Below are 23,482 nucleotides of genomic sequence, written 5' to 3'. Positions count from 1 at the left end.
GAGTCGGGGTTGACGTGGCGCAGGATAATCTTGGTGGCCGAGTTGTTGATGATGGCCGGGCCAATCTTGCTGCTGGTAATCTCGGTGATGCCCTGGGTGATGATAGTGACCGAGCCGTTGGTTTTGCGGATGGTGCGGTACATCGACTCGATGAACTCCGAGAGCACGCCCGAAAGCATGGTCCAGGCCTCGTCCAGGGCGATGTACTTGATGTCGTCGGGGAATTTGCGGAACAGGTCGAGGCTCAGCTCGGTAATGAGCATGGCCACCACCGGGTAGAGGTCCGGGTCGGCCTGCACCTTGGCCAGGTCAAAGCAGATGAGCCGGTACTCCGACAAGTCCACGTCGCGCTTAGCGTTGAGCACCCGCTCGTAGCGGCCGCCGGTGATGTACTGGCCCAGCACCAGGAAGAACTGGTGCATGTCGATGTACTTCAGGTTTTTCTGGTACTGCCGGCGGGCCCCGTCCAGCGGATCGGGCTCCACGCCGTCGCCGGGCAGGGCCACCGGCTTCTGCATTTCCTGGTCGTACTGCTCGACAAAGCGGTAGAAGCTTTCCATGCCGGGGAACTCCTCGTCCTTCTGGTTCAGGCGCGGGCTCTCGTTCAGGCAGGCGTAGTACTCAATCAGAAAGCGAGATAGAATGGTCCGCTCCGACTTATCCAGGGCCGTGTCCTTGCCGCCCTTCCAGAGGGCGGCGAGCAGGGCCAGGTGAAAGTTGGTCTTCTCGTCGTTGTAGAGCCACTTGCCCGCGGCGTCGCGCGGGACTACGAAGGGGTTGAACTCGATGGGCCGCTGCGGGTCGTACTCGAAGTAGGTGTTGTCGAAGTCCTCGCCGTTGAGCGACTGCAGCACGTTGCGGTAGGTGCCGCCCACGTCCATGATGATTTGCCGGGCGCCCTTCTCGAAGCGCTGCACAATCAGATTGCCGAAGGTGTAGCTCTTGCCCGAGCCCGAGGGGCCAATGACAATGGCGTTCTGGTTGTCCAGGGCCGTGTTGAACAGGTTTACCTGCACCAGGTTGCGGAACCGGTCGGTGAGGTACTCCCCCACCGGGTCGGTCTTGTAGGTGGCCGTCCAGTGGGTGTAGCAGGCGCCGCGGTCGGCGGTGCTCGTCAACCATCGGTCCGGCACCTGCCAGGCGTTGCCGGGTAGCAGGCCGAAGAACACGGGCAGAGCCAGATAGCTTTCGACCACGCTTTCGGTTCCGAACATGTAGCGAAAGGCCGCCGTGGCCCGCTCCACGTTCTCGCGCCGGCTGGCGTCGTTCGTGTCCCAGAGCACGCAGCTCAGGTGCAGGCCCACAATCTGCTTGTTTTCGGCCCGCACCTCGGCCGTGAATTCCTCAACTTCGGCGGCCCGTAGGTGGTTGTCCTGGGTGGCCAGAAACGAGAGCGAGGCGTTGAGCTTGCGGTCGGTGTCCAGGCTGCTTAATTCCGAGCGGGTATCCTGAATCAGCAGCGCCTGGGTGAGCACGTGCGGGCACTGCAGGATGTGGGTGAGTGGGTAGAGCATCGGGGCCGTCACCCCGTAGCTGTTGCGCACGGCCGGGTAGGCGTCGGAGCCCTGCCCGACCATTGACAGCACGTTCACTTTGTGCTCGCCCACGCTGAAGGTGCCCAGGTCGTTGCCGATTTCGCGCTCCTGCCGGGTGGGCTGCCCGTCGAAGTTGAGGTTGAAGTACTGCAGGTAGAGCTGGTGAATCTCCGCGCTATCCAGCCGCTCGAAGGTCACGCCGCCCAGGTTCTTAATGCCCTGGATGAATTCCACGGCCCCGCTTTCGGCCGCTTCGAGCGTGTGCACGAGCTGGGCAAACGGGTTCTTGAGCACGGCCTCGCCGGCGCGGGCCACCAGCGCATTCACGGCGTTGGTCTTGGGCGACTTGACCGCCACTGGCGCAAACGAGAGGAACAGATAGGACTTCTGGAACAGCACCAGCCGCTCGAAGAAGTGCTTGTTCATCTTGTTCTCGAAGTAGGTCTGCTGGGTTTTGTCCTCGCGGTAGGGCCGGTCGTAGTAGACGTCGGTTTTCTGCACGATGGTGCCCACCGGCAGGGGGCGCAGCACGCCCACCAGCGCGGTCTGGAAGGCCTCGTAGTCATCGGAAGTCCAGCTTTCCATCTCGGCGGGCTCCACGCGGAAGCCCACCGCGACGCGGCCGTCCTTGAAGACCACCTTGTCGCCCTCGAAGCTGTGCACGGGCATCACGGCGTTAAACGCGGCCGTTTTAGGCTTTTTGGTCATGGGTGGAAGGAGGGGGAATAGGCCCCACCGCCAGGCGGCGGGGCTGGATGAAGGTGAAGGAGAGCCAGCCCATCAGAAAGCCAGGTGCCTGCTTCTTGCTCAGGTAGCGCAGGCCCAGAATCAGGCCCAGCTCCACCACAATGACCAGCAGGTACACCAGGCGCGGAATCTTGACGGCCATGCCCAGGAAGCCGAGCAGCAGCACCGAGCCGATGAACAGGCCGACCATGATGCCCAGGTCCTGGATGTTCATGCCCAGCACCTGCGCGGGCCGCTCGATGGATTTGTAGGAGCGCATGGCTTAGCGTACGCCTCCGTCGCCACCGCCCACGGCGCTGACCAAGTCGTCTTTGAAGAGCTGGAAGCCGAACCAGAGAATCACCCCGCCCACCAGCCAGCCCAGGGAGCCCAGCGCATCGGGGGCGCCCTGCACAAACTTCATTACCACGCGAATCAGGCCCACGATGAGCACGATGGCGAAAATGACCTGCACGATACCCACGACCGTTTCCTGCACGCCTTCGAGCGCGGCCGCGGCGCCTCCGCCGCCCAGCTGGGCGCGGGCCGGGCTGGTGGCCAGGGCCAGGGTGGTCAGTAGGGCCGCTACGCGCTGCTCGGCTTGGGAAGGTTGGTAGGTATGGCCGGCCGCGGCGAGGGTATGCAGGTTTTCAGTAGCCGCCAAGGCGTGGGTACGGGCCCGGGAAAAGAGATGGGTTAGCATAGAAAAGGGTAATTGGTGGAAATAGGGCGCTTATCTCCCCGGAAAGCAGGTGTGGCAGTCAGGAGGGCTTGGCCGGGGGGATGGGGCTGCCGGCGCCGGGAAACAGGCCGCTCAGGGCAGTGCGCTGGGCCGAAGCATCGGCACTCATGCGGGCGCGCCGTTGCTGGCGCAGCGCGATTTCAGCGGCGCGGTTGGCCTGGTCGTTGGCCGTGGGCACCGGTGCGGTGATGGGGTTGTGGAAGAGGGCCTCGGCTGGCTCATCGTCAGCTTCCGGTAGGGGCTCAGGGGTTGGCGCAGGCGCCGCATCTTCCTGGGCATTCAGCAGGGAGGGCAACGCGCCGGCCGCGTGGCGAATGGAGGCCGGGCTGGGTGCTTCTTCAGCTGGAACTTCGGGGCTGACTTCGGTTGGGTCCTCAATAGCAGGCTGTGGACTCTCGCCAGGAAGTGTTGCTTGCTCTTCCTCGGCAGAGTGCGCGGGCTCCGGCGCAGCCAGGTCTTCGGGGGGAAGCAGCCGGGCCAGGGCCTCCCCGACTTCGGTGGCAGCAGCTGCTTTCTCGGCCGCCTTGGCGGTTGCAGCAGTGCCGTAGTGGAAGGTGCGCAGGGAATGATGGTTGTGGGTGGCCAGCACAGCAACCGGAGTGGCCGGCTGGCCACTGCCCTTGAAGCGCCACCACAGCAGCGCGGCCAGGGCACCCAGGGCCAGTATTACCACCAATAAGAGTATTCCGGAACGCATACCGGCCCCTTACGACAAGAAGCGCAACAGTGTTAGCAAAAAGTTAGTGAAAACTTAAAAAACACTTGGTCGTATGAAGCGGCTACCAGCGAAGCAGCATCCTGCTGATTTCAGCTTCGAAGTAGTGGGTAGGCAGAAGATTTGAGTTTTTCCCCGATGGCGTTGCGGCTTCTAAGCCCGATATGCGTCCTTTGGGGTATTGCTCCGACACTTCACCCCCACTGCACCCGCAGTGTGCCCACCTTCGCATGGTACCTTCTGACCACCTATTCGCCCCGTTGGGCTTTCCTGACCTTAGCCTGTCCGCGCCCTACAGCGAGTGCCTGCGCTACGTGCAGTTTCGTCTCAAAGCCCTTGCCCAGGGTGATTTAACCTCCTTTTGTGCCCAGCATGGCCTAACCTATACCAACGTCGTCAACCTGAAGAACGGCAAGCTCAAGCGCGACGAGCCCCGGCTGGTGCAGCGCGTGTTGCGCGCCCTGGCCCTGCCCACGGAAATCGTGCGCATCGACATCGGCAGCGGCGCCAACCAGTACGTGTTCGGCAGTAGTGAGCTCCTGGCCCAGTTCCGCGAGCAGCTGGCCTTCTTCGACGCGGCCGCGCAGCGGGCTGGCAGCCCGCCGCCAACGATTACCTAACCCCGGATAGCTTTCCTGCCGGCCCCGTCCGGGCGCTGGGAGGAGTCGGAGCTGTCCGGCTCCACTCCCCCAGCCCACCCTATGAACGCACCCGCCCGGGAAAACGACCCCACCGAGCTCGACCGCTTCAAGCGCGACATTGACCTGGTTGACTACGCCCAGCGCCAGGGCTACACCATCAAGAAGGAAAGCCGCCGCGGCGACTGGCACCACCTGGTCAAGGACGACGAGCACGTCATCGTCACCCGCAAGGGCGACCACCAGGTGTACCTGAACACCGGCGACGACCGCGACGCGGGCTCCGTCATTGACTTTGCCAAGACCAGAGGCGGCGACGGCCACGGCCTCAACCTGGGCCAGGTGCGCCAGCAGCTGCGCGAGTACCTCGACGGCGCGCCCGCCCCGGCCCGCCAGTATGCGACTCAGTACGCCACCCCGCCCGACCCCGCGCGGCTCAGCAGCCTGCCTGTGGGCGACCCGGAGTTGCAGGCCCGGCAGGCCGAGGAGGAGCGCCGCACCCGCCTGATTTCCGAGGTGCTGGGCGTCAAAAAAGAGCTGACCGACCGAGGCTACCTGCACGGGCGCGGCATCACCGATGCCACGCTCGACAGCCCGGCCTTTCAAGGGCGCATCTTCACCGCGCAGCAGAACCAGCACAAGAATACGGCCTTCCCACTCTACAACGAGCACGGGCTGGCCAGCGTGGAGCAGAAAAACGAGCACTACAAAAGCCTGCTGCCGCTGCCTAAAAACGGCATCTGGGTATCCCACCCCACCGACGGCAAGGACACCCCGGTGGAGCGCGTGGTGGTGAGCGAATCGGCCATCGACTCACTGTCCCACTTCCAGCTCAAGCACGAGCAGGACCCCAAGAACACGCTCTACATTGCTACCAGCGGCACGCCCACCGAGGCGCAGGTGGCCCTGATTCAGCGCGTCATCGATAAACAGCAGCCGCGGGAGGTGGTGCTGGCCAATGACCGCGACGCCGGCGGCCGGCAGTTCAACATCAACTACCTCAACGAGCTGCAGCTGGCCCGTCCGCTGGTGCCCGTGGCCGAACAGGAGGCCTACCGAGAGGCCTCGCGGCCGGTGGAGTGGCACGCGACCAGCGACAAGTACCACACCAGCCTGAAGGTGACCTTTCACCACGCGTCGGCCAAGCAGGGCGCCGGCCAGGTGCAGCAGCTGCGCGAGCGGGTCGGGCACATCAACCAGACCCAGCAAGACGGGCCCTCGCTGGCCTTAGAAGTGCAGCGCAGCACCGAGCAGGCCACCATCGTGCGCCTGACCGTAGCCCGGGCCGACACGGCCCAGCTGGAGGTCGTGGCCCAGGAGCTGTACCGGCAGCGCGAGCAGCTGCGCCCCGAGGCCGAGCGCCAGCAGGAAAGCTTTCTGCGGGTGGATTACCCGCTGGCCAAGGACTTCAACAAAGAGCTGGAATACACTGCGCAGGGGCTGAGTGCCGAGCAGATTCGCGCTGCCGCCCAGCGCGAAGAGCAGCAGCGTGAATCCGAGCGCCAGCAGCGGCTGGCCGAGGCCCAGCGCCAGGAGCGGGAGCAGCGGGCATTGGAACGACAAGCTCAGCGGGAGCGGGAGAACAGCCCCGAGGCGCACCAGGCGCGCGAGCAGGCCGACCGGAAATTTAACCAAGCCGTGCTGGGCGCGGCAGTTGCCGAGGTAGCGCAGGGGCCGACCCGCTCCTACCGTACCGAGCAGGAAGCGGCCGAGCACACCGCGCAATTCGTGCACGCCAAGGATGTCGGCCTAGTGCTGCTCAAAGAGTACATCCACGACAATCCCCCGCCCGCCGGCCGCAAAGTCGATGAAGCCGAGCGGGAGGAGCTGCGCGACCGGGCCCGCTACGCCGGGTCAACCACGGCGGCCAGCTTGCCTGCTGCTGCGACTGCGGAGCAGAAAACGGCGACGTGGAAAATTGATGAGCTGCAGCCCGACACCACCGGCCGGGCGGAGGCCTGGAAAGCCCTGCTGGATAATTCCGGCTACTCCATGCGGACCAGCGAAGTGCGCAGCACCATGGATGAGCAGGGCATCCGGCGGGCCGAATTTGATATGACGTATCGCAACGACCAGCCCGACATTGCCATCATCCACGCCATCGTGACCAACACCAATGCCCGCGCCGGCGCCGGCAAGTACGTTGGGGTGAGCGTCGTCGAGCCCGACGAGGACCGCGCCGCCCGGCAATTGGCGGCCGAAGCCGCCGCCATCCAGCCCCACAACCGGGACCGGAGCCAGGATGTGGCGGTTAAGCCGGAAGCCGCGGGTAGTGCAGCTGGCCAAGCGGCAGTCAGCCCCGACACGCCGGGCAGCGAGAAGCATGTGATTATTCGGGTGGACGAGCCCGCGCTGGCTCCGGGCGAGCGAGGCCAGGCCGAAGCCGTGCAGGCCGCCGTGGTAGCCAGCGGGGCCAAAGTTGGCGACGTGCAGAGCACTACCGACGAGCAGGGTATCCGGCACTCGGAACTGAAGGTGTCGTACCGCACCGACCAGCCCGAGATTGGCAAAATCAGCCAGACGCTCGATGCCTTAGGGGAGCAGCACGGCAGTCAGCTGATGGAGCACAGCAGCGACCGGACGGAGCGGCACGAGGCGGCTCGCCACAGCCTGGAGGCCAAGCAGCCAGTTCAGCAGCTGGAGCGGTGAGGTGGCCGGGTGCCGAGGTGCCTGTTGGGGTTGGATGGGTTGGTCCGGCCTCACCCGACCCGGCAATGCCGCGCCCGTCCACTATGCCCCAACGCCAGCCTGCCCAAAAGCAGGCCCGCATTGGGGCAGCCCTCGCTTATAAAAAGTGGTTTTTCAACTGGTCAGCCCAAAAGCTGACCAGTTGAAAGGTGTGCCTGTTTTAACCCCAATTCGATAGGGGCAGTGGGGGAAAGAAGGTTGAATAAAAAGAGCAAAAAGATACAAAAAATAAAGCAAAAAGTAAACTTGGGGGCTGCCGTTTTCGTTTAATAGGTATAGCAAACGCTCACCAAAACAGCGCTTTAGTGTGAAAACGACTCGCAAGCCCACCCCCCGTAAAGCTGCCAAGGCCGCTATTCCCCGCCCCGATGTGTACCAGATTGTGACCGACCGGATTGTGGCGGCGCTGGAAGGCGGCGTAATTCCGTGGCATAAGCCGTGGAACGCGGTGTATGGCTTACCCCGAAACTATGCCACTGGTGCGGCTTACTCGGGCATCAATGCCTTCCTGCTGCACTTTAGCGGGGCGCTGCCCTTCTTTTTGACTTTCAAGCAGGCGCTGGCTTTGGGCGGCAACGTGCGCAAAGGGGCCAAGGGCCACCCGGTGGTGTATTACAACGTCTCGGTGCGCGAGAACGAGCAGACCGGCAAGGAAGAGAAACTGCCCTTCCTAAAATACTACACCGTGTTTTCGGTGGAGGACATCGAAGGCATTGAGTTTAATCTGCCCGAAGTGGAGCGGCACGCCCACACGCCCATCGAGGCAGCCGAAGCCGTCGTGGCTGGCTGGGAGGGGTGCCCCGCCATCGAGCACCGGCACCAGCGGGCCTACTACTCCCCGGCGTTGGACTTGGTCAACATGCCCGTGCGGGACACTTTCACCACGGGCGAAGGCTACTACGCCACCCTGTTTCACGAGCTGACGCACAGCACTGGCCACGCTTCCGGCTGGACCGCCCGGACCTGACCGCCGGCGAGGGCAAGCTTTCGGCCAGCTACGCCCGCGAAGAGCTGACGGCGGAGATGGGCGCGTCGTTTCTGTGCGCGGCCGCCGGCCTCGATACGGCGCAGACCGAAACCAATGCCGTGGCCTACATCCAGACGTAGCTGGAGCGCCTCAAAAACGATAAAAAGCTGGTGCTGCAGGCTGCCAGGAAGGCCCAGCGCGCCGCTAAGCTGATTCTGGGCCTGCCGGAGGAAGGCGACGCCGTACCCGCCCCCGCTACTACCCGCGTGCTGAAATTCGCCCACGACGAAGACGAAGTCAGCCGACAGTACCGGGAAGCGGAGCTCAGCTGGCTGGCCGCCGCCTGAGTCCGGGCCGCGGGCCGCCGCTTTCGCCGGTCCGCCGGGTCTTTGGTTCACCCTCTTCCTCCCCCACCGCCCCATGAACGCAAGCGAAGCCCCGGTTTTCGGGGACCCCGACTGGAACCAGTACCGCGCGCGAGTGGCCGCCGCGCTGACCGACGTGGAAGCCGACATGCAGCAGCGCGGCTACGGCCTCAGCCTCGAAGGCCTGACGCTGGAAGTAGCCGAGCGCCTGCCGTTGGGCGTGGCTACGGCGGAGGATTTTCAAGTGCTGGAAGCTTTAGTGAAGGCCCTGCGTCCCATTGCCCGAGAGGCCATTCGCGCCACGCGTGAGCAGCAGGGTGGACAATTCAAGCTGCTCCTGCTTTAGCCCTTACTGTAAGCCACTACGATGACCACACCCCAGGATTTAACCGTTGGCGACGCCGTGCTCTACCCCCGCGAGCGGGCGGTGGGCCTTGTTTACGAGGTCTACGAGCGGGGCCCGGGCCAGCGGCCCGGCGTGCAGGTGCTGCTCAGCGACGGCCGCGACCTAAACGGCTTCAGTGCCGAGGAGGCCGACCAGTTCCTACAGTTCGTGGGCGCTACCGGCCTGGCCTACAAGTTCACCCACATGGGCCAGCTGCACGCCGATTACCACCGCGGCCGGTTTGCCGCCGCCTTTGCCACGGCCCGCCTGCTAGCCTGTTTTCGGGATATCCGCTACCTGACAGCGTGCTAAGCCGCTTCGTTTTCTCCCACATGCCTTCCACCCTTACCTACTCCCATGAGCCAGCACCTGAAATCCACTCCGCTAACTGACCCCTTTTCGCCGCAGCAGGCCTACCTAGCCATCGAGCTGAAGCCCATCGATGCGACGGAGCGCCGCCGCCTGCAGGCCCTGCGCAAGTACGTGCTGGCGCACACGCACACCACCGATTTGCGCGGGCTGGCGGGGGCGGTGAAGAAGCTCCTGAGTACCGGCTACGAGGTGGGCTGCGGCAGCACCCACATCTGGATAAAGCGGGCCGGTGATACTGCGCGCCTGGCCATCGTGGCCGACCGGCTGACCACCGCTTACCGGGATTGGTTTGAGCCGCTGCTGGACGTGCGGCCGAGTACGAGCCGTAGCCCACGGCAGCGCCTGCCCGTTCCTGGTTGCTCCACGTCTTTCCGGCAGTAGTTGAAGCTACAGGGGAAAGACGCTCAATCTCAGCATAGGGCATTGAACTGCTGGGGTGCTCTTTTCTCGCCGATGCAGCGGTGGGCAATGGGGCGAAGAAAGTTTTATAAAAAGAGCAAAAAGATATAAAATAAGAATCAAAAAGAGAACTTCAGGCCCTGCTATTTCGTTTTTAATACAGAAGCAAAAGCCAAAAATTCAGTTCTGTATCATGGAAAACAGCCCGCGTTCAACCCCCGCTAAATCCCTGCTTTTTAGCCTGCACGGCACAGAGCTGGTCAAGCCTGTAGAAGCCAACTTTCCCCTTCCGCCCCGCCTGTTTCTGCGCACCGCAGCCGGTCAGCCCTCCCTGATTGTGGCGTTATGCGGCACCACCGGCCAACTTTTTCCCACGACGACCTACGACCGGGGGCCGTTTCAGATAGTCGGCGGCGACGAGTACGCCACGCGGCAGGCGCTTGGGGCTTTTTTCCAGAGCCAGCACGCTGGCATGCTGCCCATGGAGGGCGCGGCCACGCTGCTGGGCGTAGACGGCAGCCTGCGCGAGGTGCGCCCGGAGCACGGCCGCAAAACCTTTGGGCTGGCCCAGCTGTGCGCCGCCCTGACAGCCAACTACATCGACGTGCACTGCCCCCAGCACGGCCCTTACGAAGGGTGCATTCTGGTGTTTGACGACGAGGGCAAGGACCGCCGGCGCCCCATCAACCCGCTGGCCACCGCGGCCTGGTACGAAACCTACCCGCTGGAGCACTACTCGCCCGTCGATGTAGTCGCCGGCCCGGTGCTGCTGATGAAATCGAGGATGATGCGCTAGCCGGCCTTAGTCGCCGCTCCGCTACCGGGGCGGCGGCCTGGCTGCCCGGTTAGTTTCCTTCCCCACCGCCCCACACCGAAAGCTGATGCCTGTTTCAACTGATTTGCCCGGAAACCGCGCAGCCGGTGCCGGTGCTGAGCTGGTTGCGCTGCGCGCGGAGCTGCGCTGCATTCTGCAGCATCCGGCTATCCCGCCCGCCCGGCGGCAGGCGGCCGAGCCGCTTATTTGCCAGTGCACCGAGCCCGCCCGGCTGTAGCACTGGCTGGCGCTGGCCGTGGACGAGTGCGGGCGCTGGGAAGAACGGATGCTGGACGCAGAGGGCTGCTGAAAAAACCAGATTGTCTGCCGGGCTGGCTACTCCGTAGAAGAGCTACCTTACGCACTTTATTGTGTGCCTTTTTAGCCTTTCCGCGATGCCTAAACTGCCCGCCCCCACCGTTTCCTTCACCGAACCCCTGACCAGCCCCCCGCGCGTACACCGGGTAAATACTTTGTCTGAACTGCTGGAAGTCGCCGGCACCCGGAAGCGCATCGTGGATGCCTGGGGCGTGTCAGCCCGCACCTACGACACGCGCAAGCGCAGCCCCATTACCTGCACTGTGGGCGAATTGCAGCAACTGGCGCAAGTGCTCCAGGTCTCAGAGGAAGAGCTGTTTGCCGTGGTGCGGGCCGAAGCTGATAAACCAAGTAATGCTTCCAACTAACTGTTCGCAGGCTTTCTCAGCGCTTTCATTTCCGATTTTTGCCCCACGGCCCCAGCGTCTGGCTATAGTATTTTTCCGATTTAGAACGCCGTTGTTAAGTCTACGCTTGGGGCAGTGGGAAACTACAGCCTTTCCCTTATCAGCCCCCTCATATAACTGACCAACTCACTCTTGTAGGACTCTGCTTCGGCCTCGATGGCAGCCTCGGCCATACTTGCGGTCTTCAATCCTTCGGTGAAGTCACTCAGCCAAGCGTTGGCAACCTGAAGCATCTCTGAAGACGCTAGTTTGCCGAGGTTGCCCGCCAACTCGTCAATTCGAGCAATTCCGCGACCTTGGAAAGCATTAAAAAGTGTGGTGCAGTCGCAGTCACCGAACCAACGGCCACTAACGGGGCAAGCCATGTCGGAATTCGTTCAGCCTAGTTGCCCGACACTTTGTGATATTCTCCAATGGTGAAGCGGCAGCAGATGCAGTGGACCAAGAAAGGGGCGCACCTGCTCGTGCAGGCCCGCACGAAGGTGCTCAACGAGGACTAGGAAGATTATTTTCGGCAGCAATACCCCGGCTTCCGGCCCCTGCCGGTGGAGCCCCTACCGATGGCCGCTTAATCCCACTGCCCCATACTTTTTGATGCTCTCGCAACTTTATTGCCGGGTTACGCTTTCAAACCACTCCTTCGCCCGGATGTCCGTGGACGAGCTACCTATCAGCACCTCGAACCGGCCGGGTTCGACCACACGGTTCATACTGCGGTCCAGCAGGGCTAGATCATCGGGGCGCAAGGTGAAGCGGACTGTCTTCTTTTCGCTGGGCTTAAGGGCTACGCGCTCGAAGCCGCGCAGCTGGCTGTCGTAGGTGACCACGCTGCTGAGCACGTCGCGCAGGTAGAGCTGCACTACTTCGTCGCCTGCCACGGGGCCGGTGTTGGCCACGTCCACGGCTACCTCAATCAGGGCCTGGGGCGCGGCCTGGCGCGGCGACACCTGCAGGTTGGAGTAGGCGAAAGTGGTGTAGCTCAGGCCGAACCCGAAGGGGTAGAGCGGGCCGTTGGCGCTGGTGCGGCCGCCGCCGTTGGGGTCGCCAGCGCTGGGCTGGCCGGCCTGTGAGCCGGGCTTGAACGGAAAGTTAAACTCAATCTGGCCGGTGGTTTTGGGGAAGGTCATGGTGAGCTTGCCGCCGGGGTTGTAGTCGCCGAACAGGGCCTCGGCCACTGCCCGCCCGCCCGAGGGCCCCGGGAACCAGGCTTCCAGGATGGCGGGCACGTTGCGGTCGGCCCAGTTGATGGTGAGCGGCTGACCGTTGATGAGCACCAGCACCACCGGCTTGCCCGTGGCGTGCAGGGCCTCAAGCAGCTGCTGCTGGCGGCCGGGCAGCTCCAACGAAGTGCGCGAGAGGCTCTCGCCCACGGCCTTGTCGGTTTCGCCCAGCACGGCCACGATTACGTCGGCGTCGCGGGCCTTGGCCACGGCCTGGGCGATGCCCGCCTGCTCGGCCGCCGTCAGGGGTGTGGGCACCAGCTCGGAGTCGGGCCAGCCGGGCGGCAGGGCCGCGCAGCCCTGCTCGTACTGCACGGTCAGGCCCGGGCCGGCGGCCGCCTGCAGGCCTTGGAGCACGGTGGTCACGGGGTTATTTGAGGGGCCGTAGCGGCTGATGGCGTGGCTGGATTCGGCCGCCAGCGGGCCGGTGACGAAGATGTTTTTCAGTTGGCTTTTCTTCAGCGGCAGCAGGGCCTTCTCGTTTTTAAGCAGGACTAACGACTCCCGGTTTAATTGCAGCGCCAAGGCGTCGTCGGCGGGCGTGTGCACGATTTTATCAGCCTGCCGGGGGTCGGCCACGTAAGGCTGGTCGAAGAGGCCCAGGCGGAACTTCACGCTGAGCACCTCACGCACCCGCTGGTCGAGGGTGGCCGTAGCCAGACGGCCGCTGGTGACCAGCGCGCGCACGTTGCCGATATACTCGGCGGGGCTGTAGAAGTTGGTCCACACATTCAGGCCGGCTTCCATGGCCTGCCGGGTGCCGTCCTGGAAGTCGGTGGCCACGCGGTGCTTTTCGTGCAGAAACTCCACCGCTCGGCTGTCCGACACCACGTAGCCGTCGAAGCCGTACTGCTGGCGCAGTAGCTCGTTGAGGAAGTAGTGGCTGCCTGTCACGGGCAGGCCGTCCCAGTCGTTGTAGCTGCTCATCACGCCCAGCGGGTGAGCTTCCTGAATCACACGCCGGAATGGGTAAAGAAAGATGTCATGCAGCTCGCGCGGGGCCACGTGCGGGTCGGTGCGGGCGTTGCCGTCTCGCCCGCCCTTGGGCACGCTGTACACGGCGTAGTGCTTGAGCGTGGAGGCCACGCCCTGGCTCTGGATGCCCAGCACCATCTGCTTGCCTAGCTCGGCGATGAGGAAAGGGTCCTCGCCGTAGCACTCCACCACCCGGCCCCAGCGCGGGTCGCGGGCGGGGTCGAGGATGGGCGCGTACACGTTGGTGTAGCCCAGGGCTTTGGCTTCGCGGCCCACCGTCTCGCCGGCCCGGCGCACCAGCGCGCGGTTCCAAGTGCTACCCGTGGCAATGGGCGCGGGCAGGGGCGTGGCGCGGTCGTGGCACAGCCCGTGGATGCCCTCGTTGGTGAAATCGACCGGGATGCCCAGCCGCGTTTCCTCCACAAACCAGTGCTGGATGGTGTTGATGGCCGTAGCGTGCCGGCTGAACGGGTATGAGTACCTGGTCTGGGCTTTCGACGTTTCGCGCAGGCTGTTGAGCTCCTCGTCGATGTTGGCAATTCCGTCCTTCCAGATTTCGTTTTTCCAGTTGGGCGTGGGCATCTCGTCCTTCAGCACCCGGCCATAGCCGTAGAGCGTGGCCAGCTGGCAGGACTTTTCAGCCAGCGTCATCTGACTGAGCAGGTCGTCGACGCGCTTTTTCAGCGGCTGTGCCCGGTCCTCGTACACATCGCGCCGGCCGTTTTTGTTGAAGTCCGTCCAGGCTTTGTGGTAGATGCTTTTCTGGGCCTGCGCCGAAAAGCTGGCGGCTACAGCTCCCAAAAGTAATCCCAGGGTACGGATGTGCATGGCAGCAAGCAGGTGGTTGGCGAGGAGAAGCAGGCCTGCAAGTACACGAAAGCCACTGGTGCGGGAAAGCGCTGGTTGAGTTCCCGGTGCCTTTTTTCACGCAAACGTTTACGCTGAAAAAGCCCTTCCCCGGGGACGAGAGCGCCGCGCCCGGCGCGGCGGCGCCCATTGCCGCTTTATCCGCCCCGATCAGTAAAAAGACGCGCAGAGTCTGTTTTGACTACATGGCTAGTAAGTGTCCCGGCGGTTGCCGCGGCGGGCGGGCAAGCCTTTCGCATTGCCCCATCCGGCAGCGCTGCGCAAGGGTACCGCCTGCAAACGTTTACGTAACTAAACCGGGACCAAAGTGACTGTATTACGCGAATACGCCCCGTTATTTAAGACATCAATTACCTGGATAGTAAGCGGTTGACGGCAACGCTATTTGCCCCCCTGCCTAGCCCTGACGCCGGGACCGGGGCACGCCTTACTCCCTCCATACGCGGCCGCCACTTCCCGATGCCCCTGCATCCGGCAGGTGGGCAACCGGGCTTTTCCTTCTCACGGCTTTCGTCCCACCTAACCCCCTTGCTCATGCGTGCAACCATTACCGTGCCCCGCGTACCCGCCGCGGATGTTGTGCCGGCCGGCCACCGGCCCGCCACCTACCGCCGGATTCTGCTTATGCTGCTGCCGTTTCTTCTGCTTCATTTCGGGGCCGAAGCGCAGGCCATTTCGCCGCAGTTTTTCGGCATCAACTACTGGCTGGCCAACCCCTCATCCGGGCTCACCAATGACCTGGCCAAGGCTGACCTGAAATTTATGCGCATTGGCGGCAACGCCTTCAACACGGAACCCTACTACAAAAACGCATCGAGCTACGTGGCGGCCATCAATTACGCCCGCGGGCTGGGGGCCGAGCCCATTGTGCAGATTCCCATCAAACTATCCAAAGACCAGCTCTCGGCCTTCGTGGCCGACCTGCGGGCCTACAACATCGTGTACTGGAGCATTGGCAACGAGCCCGATCCGGCCGACGACAAGCCCGCTAACGGCACCCCCGACCCCATCAACGAGCCGGCGAGCTGGTCGTCGGGTGGCTACATTGAGCCGCAGTTCGACTACAACTACGACATCTGGGTGACGCAGTACAAGGCCCTGGCCATCCGCCTGAAAAACGACCTGCCTAATAGCAAGCTCGTGGGCCCCGACTTCCGCCTGTTCTACGACGTGGTGAACCCCGGCAACGCGGCCGGCATTCCGAGCTACTACTACAAGTTTCTGGAGGATGTGGGCGTAGACTACCACACCAACGCTGCCGGTCAGAAGCGCCCCCTGCTCGACCACTTTGCCCTGCATTTCTACGCCGACCGGCCGGAGTCGACGATGGCGGCGCGCTTCCAGACCCTGCGCGGACTGCTTGACCGCGTGAACGCCACTCGCCGGGCCGCCGGTGCGGCGGCCGACATCACCGTTGCCGTGACCGAGGTGAACGCCTTCAACCAGATGAGTGACCCCACTGGCATGAAGGCCTGGCAATTCAAGGCCGGGCAGTTCATTGCCCTCATGGCCAAGCAGGTGATGCAGCAGGGCGGCCTGTGCTTCACGCCCTGGAGCATTTACGAGAGCAACGCCGACGAAACCAAGTTCGACTACTCGCTCTACAACACTAACACGACCAGCCCGAGCCGGCGCTCCACCATGTGGCACCTGGCCATGCTCAGCAACAACCGCCAGGCCAACCTGATGAACGGCGCCCAGAACGCGCAGGCCGACAACGTGGTGTTCGTGGGCATGCGCGGGCCCGGGGGCTACACGGTAATGCTGATGAACACGACGGCCGGCAGTACCTACTCCTACCGCACTTCGCTGAACGACACGTACGCCGCGGGCCCCGAAGCCGTGAAAATCAGGCTGCAGGGCTACACTCCGCTCACGCGCCAGCTCATCGGCTCGCTCGGGCCGCGCACCACCCACCTCTACAAGCTCGACCCCGACGGCAACGTGCTGTCCGTGCTGCACTACGCCGTAGGCGACGCGGCCCCGCGCCAGCAGCAGGCCTTCAACTTTGTGAACGTGAACTCGCTGGCCTACGCCCGCCCCCTGGACGGCTCGGCTACGGCTGATGTGGTGCAGTACGCGGGCGACGTGTCGGCCCTGAGCTCAGCGCGCTGGCTGTTCAAGCCCGCCGCCCCTGGCTACTACTTCATTGTAAACCAAAGCACCAACAAAGCCCTGCGGCCCAAGGGTGCCACCGACTCCGAACGGGTGCAGGAAAACCAGCTTATCAGCCAGGAGCTGCTGAACGAGAACAACATCCAGTACGACTACCTGATGTGGGAGGTGCAGTATACCGGCAGCGGCGGCATATACCGGCTGCAAAACCGGCGCAGCCAGAAGTACCTGCGCACCCAAAACGGCTCCACGCTCAACAATGCCCCCTTGGTGCAGAGCATGCACAACACCACCCTCACCTCGCAGCAATGGCGCTTCGATGCGGCCGACGCGGCCAACGAGGCGTTGCAGGCCCGCGGTAGCAGCCCGGCCCTGGCCACTACCGCAGGGCAAGCCACCGAACTGCGGGCCTACCCGAACCCTACGGCTTCCCGCCTGACTATCACCGGCGCCACCGTGGGTAGCCACGCCACGCTGCGCGACGCCACTGGCCGCCTGTGCCTGACGCAACCGCTGGATGGCACCGGTGAACTAAACCTGCAGGCCCTGCCCAGCGGCCTGTATTTTCTGACCCTGACCACGCCTGGAGGCACCTTTCGTCAGAAAGTGGTTAGAGAGTGAAAACGAGCCAGAACATGCCAAACGTCGTGCTGGGTCATAATCAGTACGACGTTTGGCATTCATGCTGTTTGGAGCGGTTTCTCAATCGGGCTGAAAGGATTATTGCTTAATTTATTAATGCACTAAAATTTACGCTGTTCAATAGCTGGCAAGCCCCTTAGGATGGCGAGTGCGGCTGTCGGGATGGTCGAGAAAGCATTCTGGCTAACTCTCTGGACCCCACAGGGTGTCACGCGGCGGACGTTGAACACCCGGTTTCACGGCGGAGCAGGCGCTTGATGCGCGGTATAGCATCTGGCGCCCCCCCGCCCGCCAACCTACCCGAGCCCCCCGCTTTGCGTCGCAAACGTTTCCGTAGATATATCGGCCGGTTTTCCGGGTACTACGAGGGGCTTTGCTCACCTTTACCGGCAGGTTTGTGTTTAGATACGGGCCGACGCGGCTCAGAAGCTGGTGCAAATAACACCCTTGCCAGCATTAACAGGCTACTTTACGCGTGAGGCGCCATGAGCAAATCCTTCCTCGACGAGAACTTCTTGCTGCGCACGGCTACCGCGCAGGCGCTCTACTACGACTACGCGCAGGCCTTGCCCATTATTGACTACCACAACCACCTGCCGCCTGACCAGATTGCCAAAAACTGTCAGTTTGAGAACCTGACGCAGGTGTGGCTCGCTGGTGACCACTACAAGTGGCGGGCCATGCGCACCAACGGCGTGAAAGAGCGGTTTATTACCGGTGATGCCTCGGACTGGGAGAAGTTTGAGAAGTGGGCTGAAACCGTGCCCCACACCGTGCGCAACCCGCTCTACCACTGGACGCACCTGGAGTTGCAGCGCTACTTTGGTATCACGGAGCTACTGCATCCTGGCAGCGCTCGCCGCATCTGGGAACGCTGCAACGAGCAGCTGCGCACTCCGGCGTTTTCGGCGCGTGGCCTGCTGCAGCATATGAAAGTGGAAACCGTGTGTACGACCGATGACCCCGCCGACGACTTGACGCACCACGCGGCCTGCGCGGCCACGCCAGGGGGGGTACAGGTGCTGCCCACCTTTCGCCCTGACAAGGCGCTGGCCGTGGAGGATGCCATTGCCTACTCGGCGTATCTGGACCGGCTAGGCGCCGCGGCGAACGTCGTCATCCGGACGTACGCCGATTTACTCCTAGCTCTGGAGCGGCGCCATGCCACCTTTCATGACCACGGTTGCCGTCTTTCGGATCACGGGCTGGAGCGACTGTACACGGCCGATTTCACGGCGGCCCAAGTAGAGGCCGCCTTTTTGAAGGTGCGCGCCGGTCGGGGCCTGAACCAAACTGAGGCCGAGGCCTTCAAAGCGTGCCTGCTGCTGCATTTGGCCCGTCTCAATCACACCCGCGGCTGGACTCAGCAGTTTCATCTGGGGGCCCTGCGCAACACGAGCACGCGCCTGCTGCGCCAATGGGGGCCAGACGCGGGCGCCGACTCCATCGGCGACTTTCAGCAAGGCCGCCGCTTGGCCACTTTTCTCGACCGCCTCGACGGGCAGAACCAACTCGCCAAAACCATTCTCTACAACCTCAACCCGGCCGACAACGAACTGCTGGCCGCCATGATTGGCAATTTTCAGGACGGCTCGGTGGCGGGCAAGGTGCAGTGGGGCGCGAGCTGGTGGTTTCTGGACCAGAAGGACGGCATTGAAAAGCAGCTGAATACTCTGTCGAACCTGGGCTTGCTGAGTCGATTCGTGGGCATGCTCACCGACTCGCGTAGCTTCCTCTCGTTTCCGCGCCACGAGTACTTCCGGCGCATTCTCTGCAATCTGTTCGGCACCGACGTGGAAAACGGGGAACTACCCGACGACCTACCCGACCTCGGGGCCATTATTCAGAATATCTGCTACCATAATGCCAAGGCCTATTTCGGCTTTGCCGCCGTGCCACCCACCACGGCCCAAGCACGCTTGGTTTATGCATAGCGTGCTGGCACCGGCTGACCACGCCCGCCGGGTGGTTACGTTCGGCGAAATCATGATGCGGCTAGCTCCGCCACAACACTATCGGTTGGGGCAAGCCAGCTCCCTCGACCTCACCTACGGCGGGGGCGAGGCTAACGTGGCGGCGGCTCTGGCCGGCCTGGGCGTGCCGGCAACCCACGTCACCTGCTTTCCGGATAACGAGCTGGGCCAAGCCGCGGCAGCCCACTTTCGGCGCTACGGCGTAGACTTGACGCCAACCGTTTTTCGGGGCCAGCGCCTGGGCCTGTACTTTCTGGAAACCGGTGCTTCGCTGCGGGCCAGTAAGGTGGTCTACGACCGCGCTCATTCGGCTTTTGCCGAGTTGGAGCCCGAGTGGTTTGCCTGGGATGAGATTCTGAAGGATGCTGGCTGGCTGCACTGGACGGGCATCACGGCCGCTATTTCGGCCGGTGCGGCCGAGGCCACCCGCCAGGCCATTGCCACCGCACGCCGACTGGGCATCACCGTGTCGGCGGATGTGAATTACCGCCGCAACCTGTGGCAGTACGGCCAGACCGCGCAGGCCGTGATGACAGACTTGGTGAGCTGCTGCGACGTGGTAGTGTGCTCCGAGCAGGATGCGGCCGACTTGTTCGGCATCAGGGCTCAAAAGAACGCCGGTAACTCTTATGCCGATATGGCTGAGCATCTCATGCGGCGGTTTCCGCAAATCCAACAGGTGCTGGCTACTATACGCGACACGCAAAGCGCCTCGCACGAGCGGATCAGCGGCCAGCTGATGGATGCCGAGCTGGGCTACCAGCAAACGGCTGCCTACGACCTGACACCCGTGGTGGACCGCATCGGCGGCGGCGACGCTTTTCTGGCCGGCTTCATCTACGGCCGGCAGCACTATGCCACCGCCCCGGAAGCCCTGGCCTTTGCCACGGCAGCTTCGGCGCTCAAGCACACTATTCACGGGGACGTCAACCTCGTGACAGTGGCCGAAGTCGAACAGGTGATGGCTGGCCGCTCATTGGGCCGGTTGGTGCGCTGATTCACACATTTTTTTCATCCTCTCCCACCCCATGTCAGCCGCTCCGCAAACAACTACTCCCCAAGCAGCCGGCACCCTGGCCGGGATGCTGGCCGCTCCGCTCGTGCCGGTATTCAGCCACGCCGATGCCGCTTATGCCCGACATATGCTCGGTGCCTGCTACACCGGGGGAATTCGGGCGTTCGAGTTCACCAATCGTGGGGAAAATGCTCTGGCGGTGTTTAGCGAGTTGCACAGTTTTGGGCAGCAGCACTGCCCAGGGTTGCAACTGGGCATCGGCACTGTTTATACGGCCGCCGAAGCGGAATCATTTGTGGCTGCTGGAGCTGCCTTCGTGGTACAGCCCGTGACTACGGCTGCCGTGGCCGCCGTCTGCCAGCGCCACGATGTGCTGTGGGTGCCGGGCGCGCTGACGCCCAACGAAATTTACCGCGCCACTGAGTTGGGCGCGCAGCTGGTAAAGCTATTTCCTGGCAGCGCTGTGGTGCCTGACTACGTCCAGGCATTACGGGGACCCATGCCGAAGGTGAAAATCATGGTGACTGGGGGCGTTGAACCTACTGCCGAAAGCCTGGCTGCGTGGCTTGGCGCTGGCGCCGACTGCTTGGGCATAGGTTCGCAGCTTTTCAAACACACTGCCGACTTTGAAACCCTGGCAGCACTGGTAGCTGAGCTGCTGGCGTTTGCCCAAACCCATAAGCCGTAACGCCATGCAAGCGCCCGTTGGAAAATACCGCTGGACGGTGGTGGCCCTGCTGTTCTTCGCCACTAGTATCAACTACCTCGACCGCCAGGTAATTGGCTTGCTCAAGCCCACGCTGGAGGTCCAGTTTCAGTGGAGTGAAACCGACTATGGCTACCTGCAAATAGCTTTTCAGGCGGCGTATGCCGTGGGGCTGCTCTTGTTCGGCACCATCATCGACCGCATCGGCACCAAGCGGGGCTATATCTACTCCATAATTGCCTGGAGCGGCGCGGCCATTGCCCACGCCTTTGCCACCACCACCTTCGGGTTCGGGCTGGTGCGGGCGGCGCTGGGGCTGGGCGAATCGGGCAATTTCCCCGCCGCCATCAAGACGGTAGCGGAGTGGTTTCCCAAGAAGGAGCGCGCCCTGGCCACGGGCATCTTCAATTCGGGCGCCAACATTGGGGCCGTGGTGGCGCCCGTGCTCGTGCCCTGGATTCTGGGGGCCTACGGCTGGGAAGAAGCCTTTCTGATTACCGGCGCCATCGGGTTTGTGTGGCTGGCGTGCTGGTGGCTGTTTTACGAAGTGCCCGCCCGACAGCCCAAGCTGCAAGCCGCTGAGTACGCCTACATCCACTCCGATAATATGCCGGAATCAGCCGAGAGCGACACGGGGCCGGCTGTCAGTTGGGGGCAGCTACTGCGCATTCGCCAGACCTGGGCCTTCATCTTCGGCAAGCTGCTTACCGACCCCATCTGGTGGTTTTTCCTGTTCTGGCTCCCCTCCTACTTCGCCCATGCGTTCAGTCTCGACCTGAAGAAACCCAGTCTGCCGTTGGTCGTGGTGTACTCGCTGACTACGGTGGGCAGCATTGGCGGCGGCTACTTGTCGTCGTGGCTCATCAAGCGGGGCTGGACGGTTTTCCGGGCCCGCAAAGCGGCCATGCTGCTGTTTGCCCTGCTGGTGGTGCCCATCATGGCGGCCCGCTACGCCACCAGCATCTGGCCCGCCGTGGCTTTGATTAGCCTGGCCGCCGCCGCGCACCAGGCCTGGAGCGCCAACATCTTCACCACGGCCTCCGACATGTTTCCGAAGCGCGTGGTGGGCTCGGTGATTGGGCTGGGCAGCATGGCCGGATCGATAGGTGGCATGCTGTTTCCGCTGCTGGTAGGCTACCTGCTCGACACCGCCAAGGCCGCTGGCAACATCAACACCGGCTATAACCTCATCTTCCTGATTTGCGGCTCGGCCTACCTGCTGGCGTGGCTGGCCATGCATCTGTTTGCCCCACGGATGGAGACAGTGCGGCTTCCTGTGCTGACCGAAGCCGCACCCCCAGTAGCCGTTCTCTGAGGTACCGGCCGCCTGCTACGGGCTGGTGGCGTCCGGATGCCGGATCGTCGCGGCCTCCCAAAGGGCGTACATCCTTGCCATACGCAGTCCTGACAGCGTCGCCAACCGGGAAAACCCGGAAGGAAGTAGCCGCCACAGCGCCTACCCCTGACTACCAGCCGTGGAGCAGCGCACGAACAGTTCTGACTCCAGCACTACGCTCTGCGCAGGCCCAATAGGCCGCTTCTTCTCAACAGCCCGCAACAGGATTTTAGCGGCCTCACGTCCAATTTCGTAGGCGGGCTGCGTGATAGTGGAAAGGCCGGGATTGAGCAACGCTGCTATGTTCAGGTTAGAGAAACCAATAATTTTGATGTCGTTAGGGATAGCCCGGCCGAGTGTGTGGCAAGCCTGGTAGCTGCTAATGGCCAGCCGCTCAACGGAGGCAAATATGCCGTCTATTTCGGGACGGCTGCGCAGCAACTCGGTGATGAGGCGGGTGTTTTGGTCGTCGTCACCTTCGCCACTGAGCACTAGTGTCTCGTCGAAGAGCAGGCCAGCGTGCTGCAGCGCCGCCTGATAGCCCTGCATGCGCATACGCCCGATGGAAAGGTTGCCTGAAATGAGCAGGTGCGCAATATGGTGGCAGCCAGCCTGCAGTAGATGTTGCGTAGCCCGATAGCCGCTTTCGTAATCGTTGGTGGTGACGTGGGCTGTTTGTAGGGCCTCACAAACCCGGTCAAAAAACACGATGGCCGGCTTGCTGGCGTGCAGCTTCTGCAGGTGCGTGAAATCCTTGCTACCACTGGCGACCGACATCAGCAGCCCATCCACGCGGCCGCCGGTGAGATACTGGGTGATAGCTACTTCCCGCTCAAAATCGTCGTGGGTAAGGTAAATAAGCACATGGTAGCCATTTTGCCGGGCCACCTCCTCAATGCCATTGATGGCCAGCGAAAAAAAGTGGTTGTTGACTTCCGGAATAACGACGCCAATAGTCTTGCTGATATTGCGACGCAGACTGCTGGCGTATTCATTGGGCCGGTAATCCAGCTCGACGGCCAGCGCCCGTACCCGCTCCTTGGTTTCGGCGGATACTTCGTAGCTGTCCTGCAAGGCGCGCGAGACAGTAGCAATGGAAAGCTTTAATTCGTGGGCGAGTTGTTTTAGGGTAACGGAACTCATGCGGGACAGTGAAGCCAAGAGCAGACAGACAGAAGAACAGCCACTCTTCCACCCTAAAGCTACTTTATTCTCGAAACATGTCTGCGCAGACCTTTGGCGGGCAGGGATAGTGCCTCTGCCGAAAAACAGTTGGCCGGCATTCCGCAGAACGGGCGACCTCTCAGACTGGTGAGCGGCGGGCATAGAGCGACAAGCACCGTCGCCTGCGGCAGCAGCCAAACCCGAAACAGTTCTCAGGGCGTGGTAAATAGCGGCCGGTGGTCGCAAGCCGGAGTAAGCATGGTACTCCCGAGCAATACTCCGGAGGCGGCAATAGTTAGTGGGCGCGGCACCAAACGGCTCTTATCCAGCAGCTCCTTCCCCAGCCCCGGATCGTTGATGTGGCCCCGGCACTTTTGCAGGCGCTGCACCGGTCTACG

Annotated in this window: 22 protein-coding genes; 16 read left to right on the top strand and 6 right to left on the bottom strand. The window is 62.8% G+C overall.

The features are described from left to right. The 4 genes from H8B14_RS18950 to H8B14_RS18935 all read right to left on the bottom strand — a co-directional run. On the bottom strand, nucleotides 1-2,243 hold a 2,243-nt coding region (locus H8B14_RS18950), incomplete at its 3' end, for a TraG/VirB4 family ATPase (RefSeq protein WP_187317241.1). Then, on the bottom strand, nucleotides 2,227-2,541 hold the full coding sequence (locus tag H8B14_RS18945) for a hypothetical protein (RefSeq protein ID WP_187317240.1): 315 nt from the start codon (nucleotides 2,539-2,541) through the stop codon (nucleotides 2,227-2,229). The genes H8B14_RS18950 and H8B14_RS18945, both read right to left, overlap by 17 nt. 3 nt (nucleotides 2,542-2,544) lie before the next feature. Then, nucleotides 2,545-2,964 carry a hypothetical protein gene (locus H8B14_RS18940; RefSeq protein ID WP_187317239.1) on the bottom strand — a complete coding sequence of 140 codons (420 nt, stop codon included), beginning with the start codon at nucleotides 2,962-2,964 and terminating at the stop codon, nucleotides 2,545-2,547. 58 nt (nucleotides 2,965-3,022) lie between these two features. Next, nucleotides 3,023-3,700, bottom strand: a complete 678-nt coding sequence (locus tag H8B14_RS18935) for a hypothetical protein (RefSeq protein ID WP_187317238.1) — start codon at nucleotides 3,698-3,700, stop codon at nucleotides 3,023-3,025. Nucleotides 3,701-3,948: 248 nt separating this feature from the next. Between H8B14_RS18935 and H8B14_RS18930 the strand changes: the two genes are divergently transcribed. The 11 genes from H8B14_RS18930 (at nucleotide 3,949) to H8B14_RS18885 (ending at nucleotide 11,032) form a co-directional block, all read left to right on the top strand. After that, a complete protein-coding gene (locus tag H8B14_RS18930; protein ID WP_187317237.1) occupies nucleotides 3,949-4,338 on the top strand; it encodes a hypothetical protein in 390 nt (129 codons plus the stop codon). Nucleotides 4,339-4,419: 81 nt separating this feature from the next. Beyond that, nucleotides 4,420-7,005, top strand: coding sequence for a toprim domain-containing protein (locus H8B14_RS18925; RefSeq protein ID WP_187317236.1), 2,586 nt, complete (start codon nucleotides 4,420-4,422; stop codon nucleotides 7,003-7,005). 346 nt (nucleotides 7,006-7,351) lie between these two features. After that, nucleotides 7,352-8,011 carry an ArdC family protein gene (locus H8B14_RS18920; RefSeq protein ID WP_187317235.1) on the top strand — a complete coding sequence of 220 codons (660 nt, stop codon included), beginning with the start codon at nucleotides 7,352-7,354 and terminating at the stop codon, nucleotides 8,009-8,011. Next, nucleotides 7,993-8,151, top strand: coding sequence for a zincin-like metallopeptidase domain-containing protein (locus H8B14_RS21420; RefSeq protein ID WP_410054466.1), 159 nt, complete (start codon nucleotides 7,993-7,995; stop codon nucleotides 8,149-8,151). Before H8B14_RS18920 ends, H8B14_RS21420 begins: the two co-directional genes overlap by 19 nt. A 30-nt stretch (nucleotides 8,152-8,181) precedes the next feature. Next, on the top strand, nucleotides 8,182-8,358 hold the full coding sequence (locus H8B14_RS18915; protein ID WP_187317234.1) for a hypothetical protein: 177 nt from the start codon (nucleotides 8,182-8,184) through the stop codon (nucleotides 8,356-8,358). 73 nt (nucleotides 8,359-8,431) lie between these two features. Then, nucleotides 8,432-8,722 (top strand): hypothetical protein, encoded by a 291-nt coding sequence (locus tag H8B14_RS18910; protein WP_187317233.1) that lies wholly within the window; start codon nucleotides 8,432-8,434, stop codon nucleotides 8,720-8,722. A 21-nt stretch (nucleotides 8,723-8,743) separates the two neighbouring features. Beyond that, entirely contained in the window at nucleotides 8,744-9,073 is a 330-nt protein-coding gene (locus tag H8B14_RS18905) for a hypothetical protein (RefSeq protein WP_187317232.1), read from the top strand. Between the two features lie 45 nt (nucleotides 9,074-9,118). Continuing rightward, nucleotides 9,119-9,514: a hypothetical protein gene (locus H8B14_RS18900; protein WP_187317231.1), complete on the top strand. Its 396-nt coding sequence runs from the start codon at nucleotides 9,119-9,121 to the stop codon at nucleotides 9,512-9,514. Between the two features lie 211 nt (nucleotides 9,515-9,725). Then, on the top strand, nucleotides 9,726-10,328 hold the full coding sequence (locus H8B14_RS18895) for a hypothetical protein (protein ID WP_187317230.1): 603 nt from the start codon (nucleotides 9,726-9,728) through the stop codon (nucleotides 10,326-10,328). Between the two features lie 85 nt (nucleotides 10,329-10,413). Further along, nucleotides 10,414-10,584, top strand: a complete 171-nt coding sequence (locus tag H8B14_RS18890; RefSeq protein WP_187317229.1) for a hypothetical protein — start codon at nucleotides 10,414-10,416, stop codon at nucleotides 10,582-10,584. Nucleotides 10,585-10,741: 157 nt separating this feature from the next. Further along, nucleotides 10,742-11,032, top strand: coding sequence for a hypothetical protein (locus tag H8B14_RS18885; protein WP_187317228.1), 291 nt, complete (start codon nucleotides 10,742-10,744; stop codon nucleotides 11,030-11,032). 647 nt (nucleotides 11,033-11,679) lie between these two features. On the opposite strand, the gene H8B14_RS18880 is transcribed toward H8B14_RS18885, so the two are convergent. After that, the gene (locus H8B14_RS18880) at nucleotides 11,680-14,094 is read right to left on the bottom strand and encodes a glycoside hydrolase family 3 N-terminal domain-containing protein (RefSeq protein ID WP_187317227.1); all 2,415 of its coding nucleotides are present in this window, start codon (nucleotides 14,092-14,094) and stop codon (nucleotides 11,680-11,682) included. 573 nt (nucleotides 14,095-14,667) lie between these two features. Between H8B14_RS18880 and H8B14_RS18875 the strand changes: the two genes are divergently transcribed. From H8B14_RS18875 to H8B14_RS18855, 5 genes are all read left to right on the top strand, one after another. Then, nucleotides 14,668-16,869 carry an RICIN domain-containing protein gene (locus H8B14_RS18875; protein WP_187317226.1) on the top strand — a complete coding sequence of 734 codons (2,202 nt, stop codon included), beginning with the start codon at nucleotides 14,668-14,670 and terminating at the stop codon, nucleotides 16,867-16,869. A 506-nt stretch (nucleotides 16,870-17,375) separates the two neighbouring features. Next, the gene (gene uxaC, locus H8B14_RS18870; protein ID WP_187317225.1) at nucleotides 17,376-18,824 is read left to right on the top strand and encodes a glucuronate isomerase; all 1,449 of its coding nucleotides are present in this window, start codon (nucleotides 17,376-17,378) and stop codon (nucleotides 18,822-18,824) included. Next, nucleotides 18,817-19,860 carry a sugar kinase gene (locus H8B14_RS18865; RefSeq protein WP_187317224.1) on the top strand — a complete coding sequence of 348 codons (1,044 nt, stop codon included), beginning with the start codon at nucleotides 18,817-18,819 and terminating at the stop codon, nucleotides 19,858-19,860. Before uxaC ends, H8B14_RS18865 begins: the two co-directional genes overlap by 8 nt. 31 nt (nucleotides 19,861-19,891) lie before the next feature. Further along, nucleotides 19,892-20,566, top strand: a complete 675-nt coding sequence (locus H8B14_RS18860) for a beta/alpha barrel domain-containing protein (RefSeq protein WP_261990094.1) — start codon at nucleotides 19,892-19,894, stop codon at nucleotides 20,564-20,566. 4 nt (nucleotides 20,567-20,570) lie between these two features. Then, complete coding sequence (locus H8B14_RS18855) at nucleotides 20,571-21,899, top strand: MFS transporter (protein WP_187317223.1); 1,329 nt, start codon at nucleotides 20,571-20,573, stop codon at nucleotides 21,897-21,899. Nucleotides 21,900-22,040: 141 nt separating this feature from the next. On the opposite strand, the gene H8B14_RS18850 is transcribed toward H8B14_RS18855, so the two are convergent. After that, nucleotides 22,041-23,063 (bottom strand): LacI family DNA-binding transcriptional regulator, encoded by a 1,023-nt coding sequence (locus H8B14_RS18850; protein WP_187317222.1) that lies wholly within the window; start codon nucleotides 23,061-23,063, stop codon nucleotides 22,041-22,043. Between the last annotated feature and the right edge of the window lie 419 nt (nucleotides 23,064-23,482).

This window comes from Hymenobacter puniceus, from assembly GCF_014333525.1.
In the GTDB taxonomy this organism is placed as follows: Bacteria; Bacteroidota; Bacteroidia; order Cytophagales; family Hymenobacteraceae; genus Hymenobacter.
Note: the sequence above shows the minus strand (reverse complement) of the source record. Positions and strands in the feature narration are given on the sequence as shown.

Bases quoted from the DNA above. Each gene is read 5' to 3' on its own strand.
- H8B14_RS18945 (WP_187317240.1), bottom strand. From the start codon at position 2,541: ATGCGCTCCTACAAATCCATCGAGCGGCCCGCGCAGGTGCTGGGCATG.
- H8B14_RS18940 (WP_187317239.1), bottom strand. From the start codon at position 2,964: ATGCTAACCCATCTCTTTTCCCGGGCCCGTACCCACGCCTTGGCGGCT.
- H8B14_RS18935 (WP_187317238.1), bottom strand. From the start codon at position 3,700: ATGCGTTCCGGAATACTCTTATTGGTGGTAATACTGGCCCTGGGTGCC.
- H8B14_RS18930 (WP_187317237.1), top strand. From the start codon at position 3,949: ATGGTACCTTCTGACCACCTATTCGCCCCGTTGGGCTTTCCTGACCTT.
- H8B14_RS18925 (WP_187317236.1), top strand. From the start codon at position 4,420: ATGAACGCACCCGCCCGGGAAAACGACCCCACCGAGCTCGACCGCTTC.
- H8B14_RS18910 (WP_187317233.1), top strand. From the start codon at position 8,432: ATGAACGCAAGCGAAGCCCCGGTTTTCGGGGACCCCGACTGGAACCAG.
- H8B14_RS18905 (WP_187317232.1), top strand. From the start codon at position 8,744: ATGACCACACCCCAGGATTTAACCGTTGGCGACGCCGTGCTCTACCCC.
- H8B14_RS18900 (WP_187317231.1), top strand. From the start codon at position 9,119: ATGAGCCAGCACCTGAAATCCACTCCGCTAACTGACCCCTTTTCGCCG.
- H8B14_RS18895 (WP_187317230.1), top strand. From the start codon at position 9,726: ATGGAAAACAGCCCGCGTTCAACCCCCGCTAAATCCCTGCTTTTTAGC.
- H8B14_RS18890 (WP_187317229.1), top strand. From the start codon at position 10,414: ATGCCTGTTTCAACTGATTTGCCCGGAAACCGCGCAGCCGGTGCCGGT.
- H8B14_RS18885 (WP_187317228.1), top strand. From the start codon at position 10,742: ATGCCTAAACTGCCCGCCCCCACCGTTTCCTTCACCGAACCCCTGACC.
- H8B14_RS18880 (WP_187317227.1), bottom strand. From the start codon at position 14,094: ATGCACATCCGTACCCTGGGATTACTTTTGGGAGCTGTAGCCGCCAGC.
- H8B14_RS18875 (WP_187317226.1), top strand. From the start codon at position 14,668: ATGCGTGCAACCATTACCGTGCCCCGCGTACCCGCCGCGGATGTTGTG.
- uxaC (WP_187317225.1), top strand. From the start codon at position 17,376: ATGAGCAAATCCTTCCTCGACGAGAACTTCTTGCTGCGCACGGCTACC.
- H8B14_RS18865 (WP_187317224.1), top strand. From the start codon at position 18,817: ATGCATAGCGTGCTGGCACCGGCTGACCACGCCCGCCGGGTGGTTACG.
- H8B14_RS18860 (WP_261990094.1), top strand. From the start codon at position 19,892: ATGTCAGCCGCTCCGCAAACAACTACTCCCCAAGCAGCCGGCACCCTG.
- H8B14_RS18855 (WP_187317223.1), top strand. From the start codon at position 20,571: ATGCAAGCGCCCGTTGGAAAATACCGCTGGACGGTGGTGGCCCTGCTG.
- H8B14_RS18850 (WP_187317222.1), bottom strand. From the start codon at position 23,063: ATGAGTTCCGTTACCCTAAAACAACTCGCCCACGAATTAAAGCTTTCC.